The following is a 19,792-nucleotide window of genomic DNA, read 5'->3' as shown; positions in this document are numbered from 1 at the left end:
CAGCACACCGAAAGGAACCCACCATGAACCGTCTCCGTACCGCCGTCCTGCGGCGCATCGTCCTGCTCCAGAGCCTGCTCAACGACCGCATGAGGAAGCTCACCGCCACCCCCGAGGCGGGCGTCGAGGACAGCCCGTGGAAGGCCATCTGGATGGTCGGCGGCGCTGTTCTCGCGCTCTCGATCATCGCGCTCGTCACGGCCTGGGTGAACGGCTACATCGGCAAGCTCCCGGGTTGATCCAACGCAGAACCCACACGAGTAACCAGGAAGGGAGAGACCATGCAGCGCATCATCGCGATCGCCCGACGGCTGCGGAGCGACGAACGTGGCTTCGCGTCGTCGGCGATCATCGCGCCCACGATCTTCCTGGTGCTCTTCGCGGCCCTGCAATTCGCGCTCTGGTACCAGGCTACCAACGTCGCCCAGAACGCGGCCGTAGCTGCGTACAACGACGCTCGAGCCTACGAATCCACCAGCGGCGCCGGGCATTACTCAGCACGTCAGGTGCTCCAACAGTCCGGTGGGTTCCTGCAGGGCAGCGGCGTCGACGTCAACCGCAACGGTGACACGGTCACCGTGGATGTCACCGGCCAGGCCGTGTCGATGATCCCCGGCGTGCAGCTGCCGCCCGTGCACCGGACCATTACCGGACCCGTCGAGCGATGGGTGCCAGCACCATGATGAGGACCATCCGACGCATCCTGCGCGACGAACGCGGCGACGTCGAAGACCTGCCGCCGGTGACGATCATCATCATCGGCGCGATGGTCCCGATCGTCGCGTTCGGGATCTTCCTCGGCCGGTACGGGCTCACCGACAACAGCGTCCAGTCCGCTGCCTTCGCCGCAGCGCGTGACGCGTCGATGTCGAGAGGCACTGACGCCGTCGCCCATGCCACAGAGGCCGCGCAGCTCGCCCTCGGCGACAACGCCCACTGCGCCTCGCTCGACGTCACGATCGGCGGCAACGGACTCAGCACCAGCCTTGGTCAGACCGGGACCGTCACCGCGACGATCACCTGCCGCATCAACACCGCGGACCTCTCCGTCCCGTTCATCCCAGGCTCGATGACGATCACGAAGACCGCATCAAGCCCCGTCGACCCCTACCGAGAGCGGTGACGAGATGAAGTTCATCCCGATGATGGTGATCCTCTGCATCGCCATGATGATCGTCGCCGGATCCGTCGTCGACGGCGACGGGAAGACGCAGACCTTGCAGCAAGCCCTCACGATCGCGCAAGGTGCCGCCCGCGCTGGTACCAACGCCGCCACCGGCAACTCCGTCAACGGGGATGCTTTCAACCTCAGTCCCGACGCCGCCGTCACCGCGGCGGAGAACTACATCAGCGCCGTCGGCGTCCGCGGCAGCGCCAGCATCATCAACAACCAGGTGTACGTCACCGTTGAGCAGACCTATTCGCCGAAGATCCTCGGCGGTTTCGGTGTTGGCCCAATGCCCGTCCACGCCACCGCGTCCGCTCGCCTCGTCGACCACTAACGAACAGGAACACGACATGACCATCAACCCAAGGCTCGCCCCCGTTGCCGCGGCCGCGCTCGGTGCGCTCGTCTTCCTCGCCGGCTGCACCAGCACCCCCGCAGCGGACCCGACCGCGAGCTCGAGCAAGACCACCACGCCCACCCCGACCCGGACTCCATACGCACCGATCAGCAAGCCGGGTTCGGTCGAAGCGCCCAAGGACGAGAACGCTGCCTGGAAGGGTGCGTCTGCAGCGGTGAAGGACTTCATCGCCGTCCAGTACGAGATCCAGCACGATGGGGGTGCGGACCCCGAGCGCATCGACAAGTTCGCCATCAGCACCGCCCGCGACTCCGTGCACACGATTGCCAAGCAGATCCGCGAACAGAAGTTCAAGGTTTACGGTGCGCCAAAGTGGGCTGCCGACGCAGAGGCGTCCTCATACGGGGCGCTCATCGATCACGACGGAACGCAGATTCCAAACGGCACCGTCTATGTCGTGGGGTGCTTCGATACCTCGGACCAGGTGTCGAAGAAGGCTGACGGCACGGTCGTGCCGAAGTCCAAGACGGTCCGATTCCCGGTGCAGCTTAAGACGCAGTACATACCGGAGGACAAGGCCTGGGAAGTGGCGGAAACGAAGTCCATCAGTGGTCAGGGAGCCCCGCAATGCTGAGGCGGGGTAGGGCGTTAGGGCTCCTCGCCGCGCTCGGCATGGTGGTTTCGATCTTGACGGCGACGCCGGCGTTCGCCGATAGCAGTGGCAGCGGCGGTTGCTCGGGCGACATCCTCAATCCGACCTGCAGCGTCGGAGTGACCATTCCCGGTACCGGGGGAGGCGGCGGGGGTGGGACGACTGAGCCTGCACCCGGTAACAGCGGGGATGGCGATGCGTCTCCGGGGAAGTTCACTCCCGGGCCCAAGAAGTGCTCCTACGACGGCAAGGACGTTCCTTGCTCGAGCAGTGACGGCTCGTGGTCGAACAACGACAACTGCACCGGCTACGTCAAGCTGAGCAACCCGCAGCCGGCCGCGCCGGGCGGCGAGTCCGCCGCTTCGGGAGCCTGGTACACCTGCACCTGCCCGGGCCTCGACGATGCTGGCCGTGACTGCTTCGGCGGGACGTTCTGGTCCAACACCCCACCGGCCGGCATCAACCGGTATACCCCGGCCCAGGCCGCCGCAGCACTGGTGAAGACCTTCCAGCTCAAGGGCGTCGACATCGGCATGGCTCCGGCCAGCAAGACCCACACCGACGACCCTGCCGGCACCGCGCCCTACCGCCGCACCTGGGTCGGCATCCCCGTCTGGCTCTGGGTCGAGAACCCCCAACCCCTGACGTACGGGCCGTACTCCAAGACCGCAACCCTCGGCGGCGTCACCGTCACCGCAACCGCGTCCGTCTCCGGCGTCACGTGGTCCAGCGGCGACGGCCAGACCGTCAACTGCGGGGCCGGCACAGCGTTCAACCAGGCCACGATGGGCAACCAGGTCGCCACCGACTCGCCGACCTGCGGTTTCCGCTACACCCACACCTCCAAGGGCGGCACGTTCCCCGTCACGGCGACAAGCCACTGGACGGTGAACTGGACCGGTGGCGGGACCAACGGCACCATCGCAGTACGTGACACGCAGAGCTCCACGACGGTTCGCGTCGGCGAGCTCCAAAGCGTGAACACTGTGCCCGACGGCGGGACGTACGGCGGATGAGCAAGCAGTGGAAGTGGTCCGACGATTCGACGATTGAGGCGTTCTTGCCCACCGGCGTCAAGCACGAGGTGCAGGCATCCGACGCGAACCGGTTTCTCGCTGCGGGCAGCGAAACGCAGTTCGAGGTGATGCTGGTTCTCCGGGAGCAAGCTCGCGGACACGACCGGCTGATCCCGTCGCTGAGCTTCATCTTCTCCGCGATCGCGGTGCTCCTATCGGGGTTCAACGTTTTGAGTACACGCGATCTCGGAGCGAGCGTTGTCATCGTCCTCTTCCTGCTCATCTGCATGGTCGGGGTAGCGGTGATCGGCAGAGACGTCCGGAAACGCAGCACGGCTGCGAAGTGGCACGACGCCTACGCGTACGCGTTGCAGCATGCGCCGACGAAGCAAGCCCGGCGATGGTTCTCCCGGGCGCGCTGAACCGATGTCGACGCACCCTCGCGGCAGCGATCTCGCCGGATCCGGCAACGAAAAGTCCGCGCTCCCGCCGTTTCGGGCCGGTCCCGGTGTGTCGAACCGCCCATTTCCTACACTGATGCCACCCGTACGGGGGACAGAAAGGCAGCACCATGCGTAGGTTCATCACCGGTCTCGGCGCACTCGTCGCGATCGTCGCCGTCCTCGTGGGCGTCCCGATCGTGCTCGTCGTCGCGGCAGGCAACCCGCTCCTCACCGGCACCGAGCTGCACAGCATCGTCACGCTCACCCCGGACTACGGCAACACGATCCTCCTCACCAAGCTGCTGCCCAGCGCCGGCTGGATCGCCTGGGCACTCTTCGCCGTCCCGTTCCTCATCGAGCTCGGCGCCACGATCACAGGTCGTCCGACCAAGAAGCGCCTCCCGATCTTCCGCGGCCAGCAGCACGTCGCCGCCGCCCTCATCGCCGCCGTGCTCGTCATGTTCGCCGGCGGCACGATGATCGGCACCGCCCAAATCGCGAACGCCGCTCCCGCGCCGACGCATACCGTCGCCGCGCAGCCGGTCGAAGCGCCGGCCGCCGCACCAGCAGCTCCACGCGCGCCGCCGGCTGCCGAGACCGCCAAGCCCGCCGCCGCAACCGTCACGACCAAGACCGTGCATCACACCGTCGCGCCCGGCGACAACCTCTGGAACATCGCCGAGCACTACTACGGCGACGGCACCCGCGATCTCGACATCTTCAACGCCTCGACCGCCACCGTGCAGCCTGATGGGCAGCACCTGACCAACCCGAACCTCCTCCGCCCAGGGTGGAACCTCACCGTCCCGAACATCACCGTCATCCAGACGCCGGCAGCCGCACCGAAGCCCGCCGCCCCCGCGCCGACACCGTCGACAAGCAGCTCCTCGAGCACTCATGCGGCCACCGACGCCGGCGGCTCCACGACCGCAGCGAACGAGGCTGCCCCGACGACGCCCACCCCATCTGCATCCGCGAGCGCGGCACCCACCGCGCTCGCCCCGGCCTCCGCCGCGGCGAGCGCACCACCCGTCGCCGGGCAGACCGTCGACAGCCCCTCGAGTGCCGCCGACCACGCGGGCTCGTCCTCCGCATTCGACGACGATGACGTGACGATCCCGCTGGCAACCGCCGGCGGCATCGCCAGCGTGCTCGCGGCGGGCCTGCTCAGCGCGCTCGGCGCCCGGCGGCTCAAGCAGCGCCGCAAGCGCCGTCCCGGCACCCGCATCGCGATGCCGGAACCCGAGGCTGCGAACCTCGAGCTCGAGCTGCGGATGATCGAGAACCCGCTCGGTCTGCAGGACATCGACAATGCGCTCCGCAGCCTGCAGATCTGGGCCGAGGACACTGGCACCGTGCTGCCGGAGCTGTTCGCGCTCCGACTCGAGGAACAGGAGATCGCGCTCTACCTCAGTGAGCCCGCCGACCTCCCCGCTCCCTTCGTCGCCGCATCCGAGGACCGCACCGCCTGGGTCGTCCTGCCCGGTACGGCGACCCCGCCGGCACGAGAGTCCGTGTCCCCGTATCCCGCGCTCGCGACGATCGGCGTTGACGACCACGGGGGAGTGCTCATGCTCGACCTCGAGCAGGTTGGCTCCCTCAACGTCATCGGTGACGAGGACACCGCCCGTGGTGTGCTCAACGCCATCGCTGTCGAGCTCGCCGAGAACCCGTGGTCCGAGCAGATCGAAGTCACGCTGGTCGGCATGCCGCACGGTCTCGCCCGCGACCTCGACCGGTTCCGGGTGCAGCACGTCGAGGACACCGTTGCCCTGGTCCGGAACCTCCGGACGAGCCTGGAGGGCCGCGAGGCGTCGTTCAACAGCTACGGCGTCGACGGCGTCCACAGTGCCCGCGCCCACGCTACCGATGCTGAGTCCTGGGCGCCCCACGTGGTGGTCCTCGGCCAGCTGCCCGACGAGGCGGTGCAGCGCGAGCTGCAGCAGCTCGTCGAGCGTGTGCCGCGTCTCGGGATCGCAACCATCGCCAACGGCGAGACTGTCGGCACCGGGTCCATCGTCCGGATCTCCTCCGCGACCAGCGCGGAGCTGGTCTCGCCCGGCGAGGTCATGCCGCCGCTGCCGTTCACGCCGCAGGTCCTCCAGGGCCGCGAGCTCGAACTCGTCCAGGAGCTCTTCGCCACAACGGAGCAGGACTGCGTCGCCGCCCCCGCAACCGCCCCGGTCAGCACCATCACCGCACCCGCCGACGAGGAAGCCCCTGCGTCTGCTGCGGAGGCCGCTCTCACGGTCAATGAAGCGCCGGCTGCAGCAGCACACCCGGACGACTCCCTGAGCGCGCAGACGGCCGCTGAGCGCGTCCCCGAGGCGAATGCGCACGATGAGGCTGAGGATGCTGTTCCGGCGGTCGAGGATGTCACCGAACCGGCGCCGGATGTCGCGATCGCGCCCGCAGATGTCCCAGCCGACGTCGAATCTGTCCCAGTGGCTGCCGATGAGGTCACCGCGCCCGACTGGCCCGCCCCGTACGTGCGGATGCTCGGCGCCGTCGACGTGCTGCACCTGGCCGCCCCCGACCGGCTGCCCGGCCGCGGCGCGGAACTGCTGAGCTACCTCAACCTCACCGCACCCGTGAACGGCACGATGCTCCAGCAGGCGTTCTGGCCCGACACCGTCAACGCGAAGGACAGCCAGCGCAAGCTGGTCCGCCTGGTGCGCCAGGCCCTCGGCGCCGACCCCACCGGCACGCCGCTGTTCCCCGAGAACAAGAGCCAGGAGGGCTACCAACTCCACCCCGCCATCCGATCCGACTGGGACGACTTCCGCAGCCTCATCGGCGACGACCTCACCCAGACCACCAACGAGGACCTCGTCGCAGCGATCAAGCTCGTGCGCGGCACCCCGTTCGCCGGCATCAGCACCCGTCGCGGATGGTGGGCATGGATCTCCGTCCGCCAGGAGGAGATGATCGCCGCGGTCATGGACGCAGCCGACGAGCTCGCCCGCCGCGCCCTCGAGATCCGCGACGTCAACCAAGCCCGCTACGCCGCCAACGTCGCCAAGGCCGTCGAACCCCTCAACGAGGCCGGCTGGCGCACCGAGCTCCGCGCCGCCATGCAGGACCGAGACGCAGCCGAGATCAACCGCATCGTCGACGAGATGTACGCCCGCGTGGGCGGCAGCGACCCGGACTACGAACTCGACGAGGAGACCGCCGAACTCGTCGACGCCGCGACCCGATGACCGACGCGGCGCCGGCCACCCGTCCCGTCCGGATCTCGACGACCCTGACGGCGAGCATCGCGGCCGCCGCCGGCAGCGCGCTACTCGCCCTGGCAGCGCACCCCATCGCCGGCACCGCCGCGTACGCCTGGCTCCTCACCGCGCTCCTCGCCGGCGCCGCGGCCGCGCCCATCACGATCGACCTCCGATCCCGGAAGCTGCCGAACCGATGGGTGGCCCCGATCGCCTCCGGCGCCGCGGTGCAGACGATCTCGATCGCGTACGCCACCGCCGACCCCTGGCGGGTGCTCTGGCCAGCCATCACCGCCGCGGTGGTCTTCGGCATCTACGTCGCCCTCGGCCTCGCCGGCATGTTCGGCTTCGGCGACGCCAAGTTCGCCGCAGCCATGACCATCATCCCGGCGATCTACGCCGGCCCCCTCGCCCTGTACGTGGTCCCGATCGCCGTGCTCCTCGCCGGCCTCTGGCGCGCTGTCCTCACCGCCGCCGGCCACGGCAAGCGGCCTCGAGCACACGGTCCAGCGATCGCGATCGCCACGCTCGTCATCCTGGCCACGACGATCGCCCTGCAGCAGGCCGCAGGCGTCCTTCAGTGATCGACCCCAACAGCGGCGCCGAGACGCCCGAAGACCGCGACCGAACCAGCGAGAGCGAGACGACCATGCCCCCCCGGAAACGACGCTGCAGCCGACCTTTCCTCCGTGACCATCCGCCCGGCCACACCCGCAGACGCCGCAGGATGCCTGGCACTGCAACGCGAGTACTTCCCCGACTACGTGCGCACCACCGGCGTCTCGAACCTCGACACGCTCCGCCTCGCAACCGTGATCCGCGAAGCACCCGCCGACCGGAGCGCATGGTTCGTCGCCACACACAACGACGAGGTCGTCGGGTATGCGTTCGGGCAGCCGTGGACACCGCGCAGAGAGAGCCCCTTCTCCAGCAATTGCATGGCCGCGCTCCCTCAGGTGGCCGTGCGGGACGGCTTCCAAGGCCACGGCATCGGCTCCGCACTCGTCACCGAGGTGATCGGCGCGATGGCTCACCTCGGGTTCGAGATGATCCACGCACACATCCCCGCGCACTTGGTGCGCTGGTACGCCGCCGGGGGCATGAACGTCCTCCAGTCCGGCGCCGGCCTCGCCTGGGTGGAGATGCCCGGCCCCGGCTCAGAGCACCTTGCTCCTACCGATTGGACCGCTGAGGAACGCGCTGCGGACACTCCCCGCTTGGGCATCAGACCGGACGGAAACGGCTACGACCACATCTGCTTCGCCCAGCTCGCTCCGCTGCAGAAACTGATCTGGGCGACCCCGTACTCGACAGACGGGAACCTCGTGCGCAACGCCGCACGCACGATGCTGCGCCTCAGCCTGGAAGTACCGACGGAGCTGTTCGTCGCAAGGCTCTCGCAGGCGCTCGCGACGGTCTGCTGACCGACGGCCTCACCCCCTCGAGCTCCGCGACCACCCACGCGCGCTGCAGGATCTGCGAGAGACGCCACTCGAGACGCTCATCATCGCCGGCCCCGCCACAACGGTCATGGAGCGGCAGGAGGGAGGTGCCCTCGCATGACCGAACGCGTGAACGTCGGAACCGCAGTACTGCACGACTACAGCGGCGACGTCTTCGACGCCGGCACCGACGTGTTCGTGAACCCCTGGAACCGTAACTTCGTCCCCCGCTGGCTGATGCAGCCAGGCGGGATCTCTGGAGCGCTGCTCACCCGGACGGGTCCGGAACCCTGGAAAGAGCTGGCCCAGCGGCGTCTCCTCGTGCTCGGCGAAGCGGTCCTGACAGGCAGCGGGCAGTGGGACGGAGCTGCGGCGATCGTTCATGTCGCCGGCATCAACGCCGCATGGCGAGCATCCGAGTGCAGCGTGCGAACCGCCGCGCGGAACGCCGTCGATGCCACGGCAGCTGCCGGGTTCAGCAGCATGCTGCTGCCGCTGATTGGATCCGGGCACGGCGGCCTTGACCCCGTCACAGTCCGCGCGGCCATCATCGACGAACTGTCCGAAGCCGGCCACGCAGGTGCGCGAGCTGTCGACGTCTACGTGCCGGTCGTCGTGAACTGAGCCAACGCGATGCGCGGCACGACCGCGCGCTTCAGCGGGAGATGTCCGCGGTGCCGTCCCACTGCCCCACGACAGTGCCGAACGCCATCGCCGCCCACCCGCCCTGCAAGGCGTAGATCGCCGCCCCGCGGAGCCGGTAGGTCACGCTGACGAGGTTACAGACCAGCGCGATCATGTCGCCGGCGTTCGTCGTGGTGAACTCCTCTCCCGTCCGGTTCAGCCGCATGAGCTCCCAGTCCTTCGAGAAGAGATCTTCTCGAAGCAGGTCGTGCACGAAACGGTTGCGGCGCCTGTAGACGGCGCGAGCGGCGTCGAGAGTTGCCCGGATGAGCGGGCGCTCGTCGTCCGACAGCCGACCGGTGGCGGCCACCTTCACCTCGCACTCGTCGACGTTCACCTGGAAGCGGTCCAGTGCGTATCGGAACGAATCGCTCTCAGTCCTGCCGTCCAGGGATGCGTTGAGGAACCGCAGCGCGATGTCCATGCGGGTCGTCTCCGTGGCCAGTCGCCCCAGCAGGAACGTCCGTTGGTCCGCCGGGGGCAGCGCGTACAGCGCGTCGAGTTCCATGACGGCATCGTGCCAGCTGAGCAACTCGCGCAGCCTCGCGCCATGAACTCGATCGGTGGCGCCGCCTCGTCGCCTGCGAGCGCAGCGAACGCGGCACCTGTCGGTGGTGCCTAGGAGAATCTTGCTATGGCGACGGTGACGCAGACGATCAAGATCCAGCAGCAGTTCAAGACCCCGGACGCGTTGCGCAGCGCGCTCGAGGAGGCCTGCGATGTGATCGCCGACGCCTTCCCCGCGGGTGGCGCTCGTTTCGCCCAAGTCACCAGCGGCAACTTGACGTCCAAGAGCGAAGACATGCGCGACGCCTGGAGCGCCCTCGACGGCGCTGCGACCGCCGGTCGCATCGACTACTTCGTGATGCCTGGCATCGACGACTTCCGCGCCATTCTCCGGTTCCCGGGCCGACCGACGGCGCTCGACGTTCAGGGTGAGGTCAAGGGCATCGACCACAAGCAGGTGCGGGAGCTCGCCGACCGCATCACGGAAGTCCTCACGCGCCACGCCGCCTGACTCGGCATGTGAGAGGGGGTCGCTGCACTTCGGCAGCGGCCCCCTCTCGCGTCCCGCGATCGTGTCAGCTCTTGGCGCGAGCCTTCTTCGTCGCGCCCTGCGTCTTCATCAGGCCGGTCTCGGTCATCTTGAGGATCGTTGCGGCCTCTCGCCACGTGATCCCCGCCGCTCGAGCGGCCTCGACGATGTCGTACCGCTGGGAGATCGCGTCATCGAGCTCGCTCCGGAGCCGCTCGATGTCGGCGGCGACCTGCTGCAGCTGGTCGCGGGCCTCGTCCTGGGAAGTCATGCCAGCACTCTAGGCGCACTGGGTTACCCAACCAGGTGACACGCCAAACTAACAACCGAGTTACATAACTGGGTTGACAATGTCAACCCGGTTACTTAACGTGGTTGACATGAGGATAGGATTCGAGCCGGGCCAACGAGTCGCCGGCATGTACATGAACGAGCGCGGTGCGACCGTGCTCGACTACACCGGCGTCGTCGTCTCGGTGACGCCCGCCGAGCTGTGGCCGCGTCTGGAGATCCGCTACAGCGACGGGCGGGCCCGCACCACCTCGGCCCACCCGGACTTCGTCATCCCGATGGCCGCCCCGATCGACTGGGCTCGACGCGTGCACGCCACCGCCCCGGCCACCCCTGCCGTCCCGGCAGCCGTCGCCGCAGTCCTGTGCGAGCAGGGGCACTCCCTCTCGATGCACGAGCTCATCCGTGTCGTGTGGGTCCTCCGCTTCGATCGCGACGCCCTCGCCGGCGCCGAGGACGGATTTGTCCCGGTCCCGCCCGTTCGCGGCACCTCTATCAGGTAGAGGCAACGAAGGGAGTCACCATGCAGATCGAACCCACCGACCTGGTGCCGATCGAGATCCACGTGCGCGCCGCGACCCTCGTCCAGCTGACAGTCATGGGTCGGCAGCTGCGAACCCCCGCCGCGCCGAACGTGCTGATCGAAACCCTCATCGACAAGGCCATCCACGCGCCGCGTCGCACCCCGGTCGGGCCGACCGTGCATCGCACCGCCAGCAGCCTGACCGGTGGCGACTCGATGCAGATGCTCGCCTACCGCAGCAAGACCCGCCGGCAGCGCCGGAACCGACAGGAGGCCATCGCATGAACCACCCCGACGACGTGGACTTCGGCTTCGACGTCCCCGTCCGCACCGATCTCCCGCGCACCCACTGGATGGCGCTCGACGCCTACGCCACCGCGAACGGCACCACCGTCGCCGCACTCCTGCGCGCCACCGCCGTGCACATCCTCAACATCGCCGGCGCCGCCGCGATCGACACCCCCACCCCCGCGCCGGTCCGCCCGGCGCCGCCGGCACCGATCCGGATCCCCGCCCCGGCTGTCCCCGAAGACGAGCCGGCGGAAGCCCCGACCCGCGTGGTCGCCATCCTCGAGCGCGTCGACGACGAGGTGCGCCGACTCCACGGAGACGGGTTCAACGACCCCGAGATCGCCAACGCACTCCGCTGCAGCGAGCACACCGCCTTCCGCATCCGCACGACCAAGCTCGGTCTCCCCAGAAACCTCACCGGGCGCCCCTCCAAGCAGCAGAGGACCGCGTGAACGCCATGACCCACTTCGTCTCCCACTACCGTCGCGCGATCTTCTGGGCCACCAGCCACGGCGCCGACACCGCACTCGCCGATCAGTTCGCAGAGGCGTACGCGGCCCTCCTCGAGGACGCACCCGCCAACCACTACCCGGACCTCGCCAGCCCGACACCGGCGGAGTTCGCCGACGAGAACGTGCTCGAGTACGGCCAGCTCGTCGACACCACACCGATCGGCACCGTCGTGCCCATCGGCAGCCTGTGGGTCGCCCGCTGCACCAGCTGCAAGTGGAACCCCACCAGGGAGGACGCCACCAGCTACGAGGCGGCCGAGCGTGCCGCTGCGCTGCACAACTCCGACATCCACTGCCCGTCCCGCCGACCCCAGTGGGGCGACGTCGCCGCCTGGGCAGCCGAGCGGGCAGGAGCGCGCTCGTGAGCCGCCGCCGGAACCTCTGGAGCGGTCTCGCAGCCGTCGGCATCGCCGTCGCCCTCGTCGCCGGCGTTCACTATGCCCCCGGCCACGCACCCGCCGGCAGCCTCTCCGTCAGCGCCGCCCCCACCGTCACCGACCAACTGCAGGACGCCGGCCTCGTCGACGGCAGCGCCATCAACACCGCCGCAGTCCGCAAACTGCACGCAGCGACCGCCCGCGGCTACGACCGCGACTCCTTCGGCCACCCTCGGGTTCCCTGGGCCCCGGCCCGTGCCCGGCGGGACTGCTCACCACCCGCATCCACCCCGACGGCCGCTTGCAGGCGCTGTACGTGTTCACGTGGTCGAACTACGCCGTCGCAGCAGCCGACGGCACCCCCCCCGGATGCAACCTGTGCCTCCGCGTCAGCCTCAACCTCGACCGGACGCTCTTCAGCGCTGCCGACGACGTACTCGCCCGGACGGCAGCGCATGGCGTGCACACCGTGGTGTGGTTCGAACGCGAATCGTGGCCCGAGGTCGCACCGACCTGCTGGAACGCTGGCGGCTCGTGCTGGACGCCCCCACGCTGACGCGGAGCCCGCCCTCGCGGAACTCGCTGACGTCACCGTCCCGTCGCTCACCACACCGCGAGGAGCCGCATGAGCACCGTCGCTGACAGCCACCCGGCCGCCGAGGTCGAACCGATCGTCGAGTTCGAACCGGTCACCCTTAGACGCGGCCACACGATCGAACTCGTGCGCTGGTGGCACGGCGCAGACGGTTGGGGCTATGACCTCGTCCAAGGCCGATACCGGCGCCGTGACCGGACGACCCTCACCGTCGACGTCGACGGGCAGCTTCGAGACTTCCCCCGCGACCAGTGGCACGTCTGCGCCTCGTGAAGCACGAAAGAACACCCGAGTGAGCAAGCACTACGAGTCCATCCACACCGTCGTCCCACATGACAACTCCGCCAGCAACGACTACTCCCGCACCCGCAAGCTCGGCCAACGGCTCGAAGACCTCAACAGCTGGGCCAAGCGCGGCTACACGGTGCGCCACACCCGCGTCTTCACCCACGATCACAGCGAAATCTACATTGACGACCTCGTCAATGACAACGCGTGAACCGCACGCCATCGCTACCGTCAATCACCCCACCGATGCGAGCTTGACGACCACTTCGGCAAGACCCTCCCCAAGGATGACCCGGGAGCCGCCTCCGGAACGCGCACGGACACCCAGCACACCGCCGCCTCGAGCACTCACACAGCACCCAACCGCCGACGCAAGGGAGACACCGCATGAAGTTCGCACTCGAAGCCAGCCAACTGACGCCGAAGATCTGGATCGGAGAACCGGACAGCGCCGGCACAGCGTTCCGCGCCGCAAGGAGGACGCGACAGACCTCGCGATCCACACCGTCGCCGAGTACACGCAGCAGCACTTCGGCGGCCACCTCCGCGCCGACTACAGCGACATGATCGGCGAGGTGCGCGTCTCCGACCCGGACACCCCGCCTACACCGCAGACGATCAACTCCGAGGAGGAGCTGGAACAGCTTCCGGCCGGAGTCGTCGTCCGCTCCGCCGCCGGCACCATCGCATGCCGTCACGAAACCGGCATCGGCACGACCTTCGGCGACGAGCGAACCTTCGCACCATGGAACCGCCTCGAACTCCCCGTCACCGTGCTCTGGCACCCCACCAACGCCGAAGTCCCCCCAACCACCTGACTACCCACGGCACGTTCCGCCTCTGCCGATAGCCCGCGCGACGCGCAACCCGCATACGACGTCGAGCCACTCCCGGGTACATTCGTACTAACGAGAGGAGCCGCCGTGTCGAACCTGGTCAACTACGCCGACATCGCCGAGGCCCTCCACGTCTCGATCGAAACCGTCCGCGCCTACGCCGTGCGCGACAGCGACTTCCCCACACGCGTCAACCCCGAAACGGAGCGCTCGCCGCTCTTCCTCAAGGAACACGTTGACGTCTACCGGAAGCGGAAGCAGGAGCGCGCTCGCGGCCGGGCCGGCCACCCGCCCCGCGTCGAGGACGCCTCCGAGCGCGTCTCAACGGGCCGAACGGCCGGTGACCGCATCAGAGGACTTCTGAGTGCTCCCGACGCGCCAGTGAGCGACGTCCGGGCGCTGGCGGGCCTTCTCGGTCTCGAGGTGCCGGCGCTTCGATACCGCTTGCGCGGTCAGACACGATGGAAGCCGGCGGAGCTGGAGACGATCGCCCGTGTGTTCCGCGTCTCGGTCGGCGAGCTCACCAGCACGCTCGAGCTCGTCTAAGACGCCAGTCGCTCAACACTCGCCGCTAGAGAGAGCAGAACCCGCATGGACGCCCTACGTCTCCTCGAACGCCTCTCCCGCCGGATCGTCGCTGAGCACCTCGACGTGCAGGTCGAACGCTCCGACGACGGCACAGCCCCACGGCAACCCGACACCCTGATCCAGCTTGCCGACGGCACCACGGTCTCACTTGAGGTCGTCAGCGACTACGATGTCACCTACAACAAGCTCAGCGACGCACTCGAACGCCAAGGCGAAAGCACCGCACTCGGCCCCGATGAACCGAGCTGGTACATCTCGCTAGGCTCATCACCCGCGGAGATCGACTGCACGTACGCTGCCAGGGCGGCGTCGCAGTTCGGTCCGGGTGCTTCGTGCGGCTGGCTCTCCGTCGACCGGGCTACGGCGCGGACGATGATGTTTCCGGCCGCGGTCGAGCTCAGCGTGTTCGTCTGCACGACGTCGTACCCAGTGCGGTCCAGGCCGTCGGCAGCGCGGTCTAGGGCGGTGCTCTGGTCGTCTGAGTGGGCGTCGGCGCTAAAAAATCTCAACCCTGAGGTTTAGGTAGGTAACTGTCGCTGAGGAACCAATTTCGGACCCTCGTATTGATCGGGCCGTGACCACCGACGCCAGCGAACGGCCATGGGCAAGAGGGCTGTACATACGTCGTACCGCAGACGCTGCCACACTTCGGTTTCGCGGAGGCTAATTCATCTATAGATATTTGGATGTGAGAATCCCGCGAGGACAAGCTCGGGCTCTCCGTCTTCGGAGTCGAGGTCGAGGTCGTGGAGGTTGGTGGGGAGGTCGATTCTCTGCGCGTTGAGGGATTGTGATTCCCCAGGTTGTGTGATTCGTTGGACGGTCTGGACGTATCGATTCACGTTCGAATAGGGTGACCGTGACCGTGACCGTGACCGTGACCGTGACCGTGACCGTGACCGTGACCGTGACCGTGACCGTGCCTGAAGCCTGCAAGCTGCGCGGATGGCAACATCATCCGGCGGCCGCCGGTCATCTCTTGCAGGATCCGGTAAACCTGGCGGCTGTAGCCGGACTCGTTGTCGTACCAGACGTACAGGACCACGTGTTCGGAACCGTCTGCGATCGTCGCCAGCCCATCGACGACACCGGCGCGGTGGCTGCCGAGGATGTCGGTGGAGACGATCTCCGGAGATTCGACGTAGTCGATCTGCCGCCGGAGCGGCGAGGTGAGCGAGGCGTCGCGGAGGAGCTCGTTGACCTCGTCGCGCGTCACCGGACCGTCGAGCGTGAGGTGCAGGACCGCCAGTGAAACGTTGGGCGTGGGAACCCGGACCGCGTTGCCCGTGAGTCTGCCACCTAGTTCCGGGAGGGCTTTTTCCGCCGCGCGGGCGGCCCCGGTCGCGGTGATGACCATGTTGAGCCCCGCGGCGCGACCGCGGCGATCGGCGGGGTGGTAGTTGTCCACGAGGTTCTGATCGTTCGTGGAGGAGTGCACCGTCTCGACGTGCCCGTGCACAATGCCGAACGCGCTCGACACAGCCCTGAGCACCGGGACGATCGCGTTCGTGGTGCAGGACGCGGCACTGATGACGGGATCCTCGCCGATGTCGTGGTGGTTGATCCCGTGCACGATGTTCTTTACGTCGCCCTTGCCGGGCGCGGTGAGCAGGACGCGGGATGTTCCCGGGGCGAGCAAATGCTGTCCAAGTCCCTCGGCGTCGCGCCACCGCCCGGTGGTGTCGACGACGATGGCGTCGTCGATGCCGTACGCCCTGTAGTCGACCGTGGCGGGGGCATCCGACGAGATGAACTGGATCAGCGTGCCGTTCGCAGTGATCGTGTCGTGTTGCTCGTCGACCGAGATCGTGCCGGCGAAGGGACCGTGGATCGAGTCCCGTCGCAGCAGGCTGGCACGTTTGGTCAGGTCGTCGGGGCCGCGACCACGGACGACCACCGCGCGAAGGGCGAGTGGGGCGTGGGAGCTGGCACGTTCGAGCAGGATCCTGGCAAGCATGCGTCCGATGCGACCGAAGCCGTAGAGAACGACATCGCGCGGCACGTCGCGCCCGGCGTCGGGGCTCGTGTTGCCGCGGGCAAGGAAGAGCTCGTCGTCGAGGAATTCACGCAGTGTGACGCCGAGCCGGTCGGTCCGGTACCGCGCGGCCAGGGCGGCGATGTCCACGGACGCGGACGACAGCGACATGGTGTCGAGTTCGGTGAGGATCGCCTGAGTTTCCTCGACGGACAGTTCCGCGTCGTCCACTCGGCGCGTCGACCGGTGCGCCTTGAGGATCCCGATGGGGGACTGTCCGACGAGGGGCCGGCCGTGCACGGAGGGCGCGATGTCGTCGCGTCGGTAGAGCCGACCGATGAGCGGCACCATCGCTTCGGCCGCGGCAAGCTTGTCGGCCCAGTCACGCTGCATGCGGTCGCGGGTCTCGGCCTGGTGTCGTGTGGGCAGGGTCTGTGCGTTGGCCTGATGGTCCTGGTCCGCCTCGGTGCGCATCAGACGGCCTGCCGCGTGGAGGCCGCGGTTCGGAGCGATGCGCGGCGCTCGTCGAGGATCGCAGTGAACACCGGGGGCGTTCGTTCGTCGAACGTTGCGAGGAACTCCTCGGTGAGGTCGCACTCGGCAAGCCAGGATGCCGGGTCGACAGCGAACAGTGCGTTGAGCTGCGCGGGCGGCAGCGCGAGCCCCTGCACGTCGAGGTCGTCGACGTCGGGGACCAGGCCGATCGGCGTCTCAATGGCGGGGACGCGCCCCTCGATGCGTCGTGCGATCCACTCGAGCACACGGGCGTTCTCACCGAAGCCCGGCCACAGGTAACGGCCGTCGTCGCCCTTCCGGAACCAGTTCACCTGGAACACGGCCGGGGCGTTGCTTCCGAGCTGGTCGCCGATCTCGAGCCAGTGCGCCCAGTGCTTCGCCATGTCGTACCCGCAGAACGGCAGCATCGCGAACGGGTCGCGGCGGAGTTCCCCGATCGCGCCCTCGGCGGCGGCGGTCTGCTCGGACGACATGGTCGCGCCCATGAACACGCCCTCGGACCACGTCGACGCCTGGGCCACGAGCGGGACGTTCGTCGAGCGCCGGCCCCCGAACACGACGGCGTCGATCGGGACGCTCTGCTCCCAGTCGTCCGCGAGCGACGGGCAACGGCCCAGCCCGACGGTGAAGCGGGCGTTCGGGTGTGCTGCCGGGGTCCCTCGCTCCGGTGTCCAGTCCGCTCCGGTCCAGTCGACCAGGTGAGCGGGCGGCTCTGGGGTGAGTCCTTCCCACCAGACGTCGCCGTCATCGGTCAGTGCGACGTTGGTGAAGATCGTGTCCGCCGCGATCGTCTGGACCGCGACCGGGTTCGTGCCGGTCCCGGTTCCGGGCGCAACGCCGAAGAGGCCGGCCTCCGGGTTGATGGCGTGCAGCCGTCCGTCGGGACCTGGCCGGAGCCAGGCGATGTCGTCGCCGATTGTGTCTACTGACCATCCGGGCAAAGTGGGCTGGAGCATCGCGAGGTTGGTCTTCCCGCACGCCGACGGGAACGCTGCGGCGATGTGGAACGACCGCCCCTCGGGGGAGTTCAGGCGGATGAGCAGCATGTGCTCGGCGAGCCATCCCTCGTCACGTCCTATGACCGAGGCGATGCGCAGCGCGAAGCACTTCTTCGCGAGCAGGGCGTTGCCGCCGTAGCCGGAACCGTAGGACCAGACCTCGCGTGTCTCCGGGAACTGCACGATGTACTTCGTCTCGTTGCACGGCCAGGCGACGTCGTCCCGCAGTGCACCGTCGTGGCCGCGCAGGGGGTGCCCGACGCTGTGCACGGTGGCCACCCACGGGGTCCCCGCAGAGATCGACCGGAGGACGTCGGGCCCGAGCCGTGTCGTCTTGCCCATGCTTAGGACGACGTACGCCGAATCGGTGATCTCCACGCCGAGCTGCGAGATCGGCCCGTCAACCGGGCCCATCGAGAACGGCACGACGTACATCGTCCGACCCCGCATGCTCCCAGCGAACAGCTCACGCAGCTCGGAGCGCATCGTCGTCGGGTCGCGCCACAGGTTCGTCGGCCCGGCATCCTCTGGCGTGCGTGAGCAGGTGAACGTGCGACCCTCGACGCGGGCGACATCCGAGGGCGCGGAGCGCGCGAGATAGCTGTTGGGCCGTCGTTCCGGGTCGAGTGCGATGAGCTTGCCCTCGTCGACCAACATCTGTGTGAGCCGTGCGGTCTCGTCAGGTGAACCGTCGCACCAGACGATGGTGTCGGGGCGGGTGAGGGACGCGACCTCAGCGACCCACGCCTCCAGGGCGACCCGCGGCGAGCCGGGGACGGTGGCGGGCGCTGGCGTCGTGTGGTTGGGGTTGGTGATCATCGGCGATCTCCTTGCAGCGGGTGGTCGGGGAGGGGTCAGCGGCGCTCGGCCGGGGCCGTCGAACCTTCGGGATTGACGATGGTGCGGACGGCCTCGGTCGAGATGCGTTCCTCCTGCGCGACCGAGGGGCGGCTCATGCCGTGGTCGTCGGCGGACATCGTGCGCTCGTCGAACGGCGACGCACCGGAGAGCACGCGGTCGACTTGGACTTTATCGATCTGCCGGGTCCACGTGCCGACGAGCACGGTCGCGACCGCGTTGCCGGTGAAGTTCGTTAGCGCCCGGGCCTCGGACATGAAGCGGTCGATGCCCACGATCAGGCCGACGCCGTTGACGAGGTCGGGGCGGTGCGCCTGCAGGCCACCGGCGAGGGTCGCCAGGCCGGCACCGGTCACACCGGCTGCACCCTTCGATGCGATGATCATGAACACCAGGAGCGAGATCTGCTCGGGGATGTTCAGCGGCGTGCCGAGGGCGTTGGCGATGAACAGCGAAGACATCGTCAGGTAGATCGCGGTGCCGTCGAGGTTGAACGAGTAGCCGGTCGGCACCGTGACACCGACCACGGGCTTCGAAACGCCGAGGTGCTCCATCTTCGCGATGAGGCGCGGCAGGCTCACCTCGCTCGAGGACGTCGACACGATCAGCAGGTACTCGCGGCCCAGGTACTTCATGAGCCGGAAGATGTTCACCCCGGCGGCGAAACGCAGCATGACGCCGAGGACCCCGACGACGAACACGATGCAGGTGATGTAGAAGGCGCCCATGAGCGTGCCGAGGGCGACGAGTGCCGAAACGCCGGTCGCACCGACGACGGCCGCGATCGCCCCGAATGCACCGATCGGAGCGGCCCACATCACCATCGCGAGGATGCGGAACACGAGCGCCTGGAGGTGCCGGATCCCGGTCAAGATCGGCGCACCCTTCTCACCCATCGCCTGGAGCGCGAATCCGACGAGCAGCGAGACGAACAGCGTCTGCAGAATGCTGCCGCTCGTCAGCGACGACACGAGCGTCGCGGGTATGATTCCGAGCAGGAACCCGGACGTCGTCGACGCGTCCTCGCTCGAGCCGGCGGGCAGCTCGTACGTAGCCTTCGACATGTCGAGGTGGTCCCCGGGGTGGATCAGGTTGCCGACGACCAACCCGATCGCCAGCGCGAACGTCGA

The 19,792-nt window shown here is 68.2% G+C and carries 26 protein-coding genes; 21 read left to right on the top strand and 5 right to left on the bottom strand.

Features of this window, described 5'->3' with window-relative positions:
* The first annotated feature begins 23 nt into the window (after nucleotides 1-23).
* The 11 genes from KK097_RS15090 (at nucleotide 24) to KK097_RS15040 (ending at nucleotide 8,918) form a co-directional block, all read left to right on the top strand.
* Entirely contained in the window at nucleotides 24-239 is a 216-nt protein-coding gene (locus KK097_RS15090; RefSeq protein ID WP_128781725.1) for a hypothetical protein, read from the top strand.
* A 42-nt stretch (nucleotides 240-281) separates the two neighbouring features.
* Complete coding sequence (locus KK097_RS15085; protein WP_128781724.1) at nucleotides 282-683, top strand: TadE/TadG family type IV pilus assembly protein; 402 nt, start codon at nucleotides 282-284, stop codon at nucleotides 681-683.
* Nucleotides 680-1,123, top strand: a complete 444-nt coding sequence (locus tag KK097_RS15080; RefSeq protein ID WP_232536689.1) for a hypothetical protein — start codon at nucleotides 680-682, stop codon at nucleotides 1,121-1,123. The genes KK097_RS15085 and KK097_RS15080 overlap by 4 nt, the downstream gene beginning before the upstream one ends.
* Nucleotides 1,124-1,127: 4 nt before the next feature.
* Nucleotides 1,128-1,502, top strand: coding sequence for a hypothetical protein (locus KK097_RS15075; protein WP_128781723.1), 375 nt, complete (start codon nucleotides 1,128-1,130; stop codon nucleotides 1,500-1,502).
* Between the two features lie 16 nt (nucleotides 1,503-1,518).
* A complete protein-coding gene (locus KK097_RS15070; RefSeq protein WP_128781722.1) occupies nucleotides 1,519-2,160 on the top strand; it encodes a hypothetical protein in 642 nt (213 codons plus the stop codon).
* Nucleotides 2,154-3,194, top strand: coding sequence for a hypothetical protein (locus tag KK097_RS18210; protein WP_247738061.1), 1,041 nt, complete (start codon nucleotides 2,154-2,156; stop codon nucleotides 3,192-3,194). Before KK097_RS15070 ends, KK097_RS18210 begins: the two co-directional genes overlap by 7 nt.
* Complete coding sequence (locus tag KK097_RS15060) at nucleotides 3,191-3,616, top strand: hypothetical protein (protein WP_128781721.1); 426 nt, start codon at nucleotides 3,191-3,193, stop codon at nucleotides 3,614-3,616. The genes KK097_RS18210 and KK097_RS15060 overlap by 4 nt, the downstream gene beginning before the upstream one ends.
* Before the next feature lie 149 nt (nucleotides 3,617-3,765).
* Nucleotides 3,766-6,840: a LysM peptidoglycan-binding domain-containing protein gene (locus KK097_RS15055; protein ID WP_128781720.1), complete on the top strand. Its 3,075-nt coding sequence runs from the start codon at nucleotides 3,766-3,768 to the stop codon at nucleotides 6,838-6,840.
* On the top strand, nucleotides 6,837-7,436 hold the full coding sequence (locus KK097_RS15050; RefSeq protein WP_128781719.1) for a prepilin peptidase: 600 nt from the start codon (nucleotides 6,837-6,839) through the stop codon (nucleotides 7,434-7,436). Before KK097_RS15055 ends, KK097_RS15050 begins: the two co-directional genes overlap by 4 nt.
* Nucleotides 7,437-7,541: 105 nt before the next feature.
* Complete coding sequence (locus tag KK097_RS15045; protein ID WP_128781718.1) at nucleotides 7,542-8,276, top strand: GNAT family N-acetyltransferase; 735 nt, start codon at nucleotides 7,542-7,544, stop codon at nucleotides 8,274-8,276.
* 135 nt (nucleotides 8,277-8,411) lie between these two features.
* Nucleotides 8,412-8,918, top strand: coding sequence for a macro domain-containing protein (locus KK097_RS15040; RefSeq protein WP_128781717.1), 507 nt, complete (start codon nucleotides 8,412-8,414; stop codon nucleotides 8,916-8,918).
* 31 nt (nucleotides 8,919-8,949) lie between these two features.
* Here KK097_RS15040 and KK097_RS15035 read toward each other — a convergent pair whose 3' ends face one another.
* A complete protein-coding gene (locus KK097_RS15035) occupies nucleotides 8,950-9,486 on the bottom strand; it encodes a hypothetical protein (RefSeq protein ID WP_128781716.1) in 537 nt (178 codons plus the stop codon).
* Between the two features lie 126 nt (nucleotides 9,487-9,612).
* Between KK097_RS15035 and KK097_RS15030 the strand changes: the two genes are divergently transcribed.
* Nucleotides 9,613-9,996, top strand: a complete 384-nt coding sequence (locus KK097_RS15030) for a hypothetical protein (protein ID WP_128781715.1) — start codon at nucleotides 9,613-9,615, stop codon at nucleotides 9,994-9,996.
* 64 nt (nucleotides 9,997-10,060) lie between these two features.
* Here the strand turns inward: KK097_RS15030 and KK097_RS15025 are convergent, their stop codons facing one another.
* Complete coding sequence (locus KK097_RS15025) at nucleotides 10,061-10,285, bottom strand: hypothetical protein (RefSeq protein ID WP_128781714.1); 225 nt, start codon at nucleotides 10,283-10,285, stop codon at nucleotides 10,061-10,063.
* A 109-nt stretch (nucleotides 10,286-10,394) separates the two neighbouring features.
* On the opposite strand from KK097_RS15025, the gene KK097_RS15020 reads away from it, so the two are divergent.
* The 9 genes from KK097_RS15020 (at nucleotide 10,395) to KK097_RS14980 (ending at nucleotide 14,837) form a co-directional block, all read left to right on the top strand.
* Entirely contained in the window at nucleotides 10,395-10,808 is a 414-nt protein-coding gene (locus tag KK097_RS15020; RefSeq protein ID WP_128781713.1) for a hypothetical protein, read from the top strand.
* Nucleotides 10,809-10,828: 20 nt separating this feature from the next.
* A complete protein-coding gene (locus tag KK097_RS15015) occupies nucleotides 10,829-11,113 on the top strand; it encodes a hypothetical protein (RefSeq protein WP_128781712.1) in 285 nt (94 codons plus the stop codon).
* Nucleotides 11,110-11,571: a hypothetical protein gene (locus KK097_RS15010; RefSeq protein ID WP_128781711.1), complete on the top strand. Its 462-nt coding sequence runs from the start codon at nucleotides 11,110-11,112 to the stop codon at nucleotides 11,569-11,571. The genes KK097_RS15015 and KK097_RS15010 overlap by 4 nt, the downstream gene beginning before the upstream one ends.
* The gene (locus tag KK097_RS15005) at nucleotides 11,568-11,996 is read left to right on the top strand and encodes a hypothetical protein (RefSeq protein ID WP_128781710.1); all 429 of its coding nucleotides are present in this window, start codon (nucleotides 11,568-11,570) and stop codon (nucleotides 11,994-11,996) included. Before KK097_RS15010 ends, KK097_RS15005 begins: the two co-directional genes overlap by 4 nt.
* A 637-nt stretch (nucleotides 11,997-12,633) precedes the next feature.
* Complete coding sequence (locus KK097_RS15000) at nucleotides 12,634-12,876, top strand: hypothetical protein (protein WP_128781709.1); 243 nt, start codon at nucleotides 12,634-12,636, stop codon at nucleotides 12,874-12,876.
* A 19-nt stretch (nucleotides 12,877-12,895) separates the two neighbouring features.
* On the top strand, nucleotides 12,896-13,102 hold the full coding sequence (locus KK097_RS14995) for a hypothetical protein (RefSeq protein WP_128781708.1): 207 nt from the start codon (nucleotides 12,896-12,898) through the stop codon (nucleotides 13,100-13,102).
* A 76-nt stretch (nucleotides 13,103-13,178) separates the two neighbouring features.
* Nucleotides 13,179-13,709 (top strand): hypothetical protein, encoded by a 531-nt coding sequence (locus tag KK097_RS14990; protein ID WP_128781707.1) that lies wholly within the window; start codon nucleotides 13,179-13,181, stop codon nucleotides 13,707-13,709.
* A gap of 105 nt (nucleotides 13,710-13,814) precedes the next feature.
* A complete protein-coding gene (locus KK097_RS14985; RefSeq protein WP_128781706.1) occupies nucleotides 13,815-14,273 on the top strand; it encodes a hypothetical protein in 459 nt (152 codons plus the stop codon).
* A 45-nt stretch (nucleotides 14,274-14,318) separates the two neighbouring features.
* The gene (locus tag KK097_RS14980) at nucleotides 14,319-14,837 is read left to right on the top strand and encodes a hypothetical protein (RefSeq protein ID WP_128781705.1); all 519 of its coding nucleotides are present in this window, start codon (nucleotides 14,319-14,321) and stop codon (nucleotides 14,835-14,837) included.
* 316 nt (nucleotides 14,838-15,153) lie between these two features.
* Here the strand turns inward: KK097_RS14980 and KK097_RS14975 are convergent, their stop codons facing one another.
* The 3 genes from KK097_RS14975 to KK097_RS14965 all read right to left on the bottom strand — a co-directional run.
* Entirely contained in the window at nucleotides 15,154-16,764 is a 1,611-nt protein-coding gene (locus KK097_RS14975) for a glyceraldehyde-3-phosphate dehydrogenase (protein ID WP_266063164.1), read from the bottom strand.
* Nucleotides 16,764-18,623 carry a phosphoenolpyruvate carboxykinase (GTP) gene (locus tag KK097_RS14970; RefSeq protein WP_128781704.1) on the bottom strand — a complete coding sequence of 620 codons (1,860 nt, stop codon included), beginning with the start codon at nucleotides 18,621-18,623 and terminating at the stop codon, nucleotides 16,764-16,766. Before KK097_RS14970 ends, KK097_RS14975 begins: the two co-directional genes overlap by 1 nt.
* Before the next feature lie 35 nt (nucleotides 18,624-18,658).
* Nucleotides 18,659-19,792, bottom strand: a 1,134-nt coding sequence (locus KK097_RS14965; protein WP_214530934.1) for a cation:dicarboxylate symporter family transporter, incomplete at its 5' end; no start/stop codon positions are given.

Source organism: Curtobacterium flaccumfaciens (assembly GCF_018598405.1).
In the GTDB taxonomy this organism is placed as follows: Bacteria; Actinomycetota; Actinomycetes; order Actinomycetales; family Microbacteriaceae; genus Curtobacterium; species Curtobacterium aurantiacum.
This window is presented reverse-complemented; position numbering and strand designations above follow the sequence as displayed.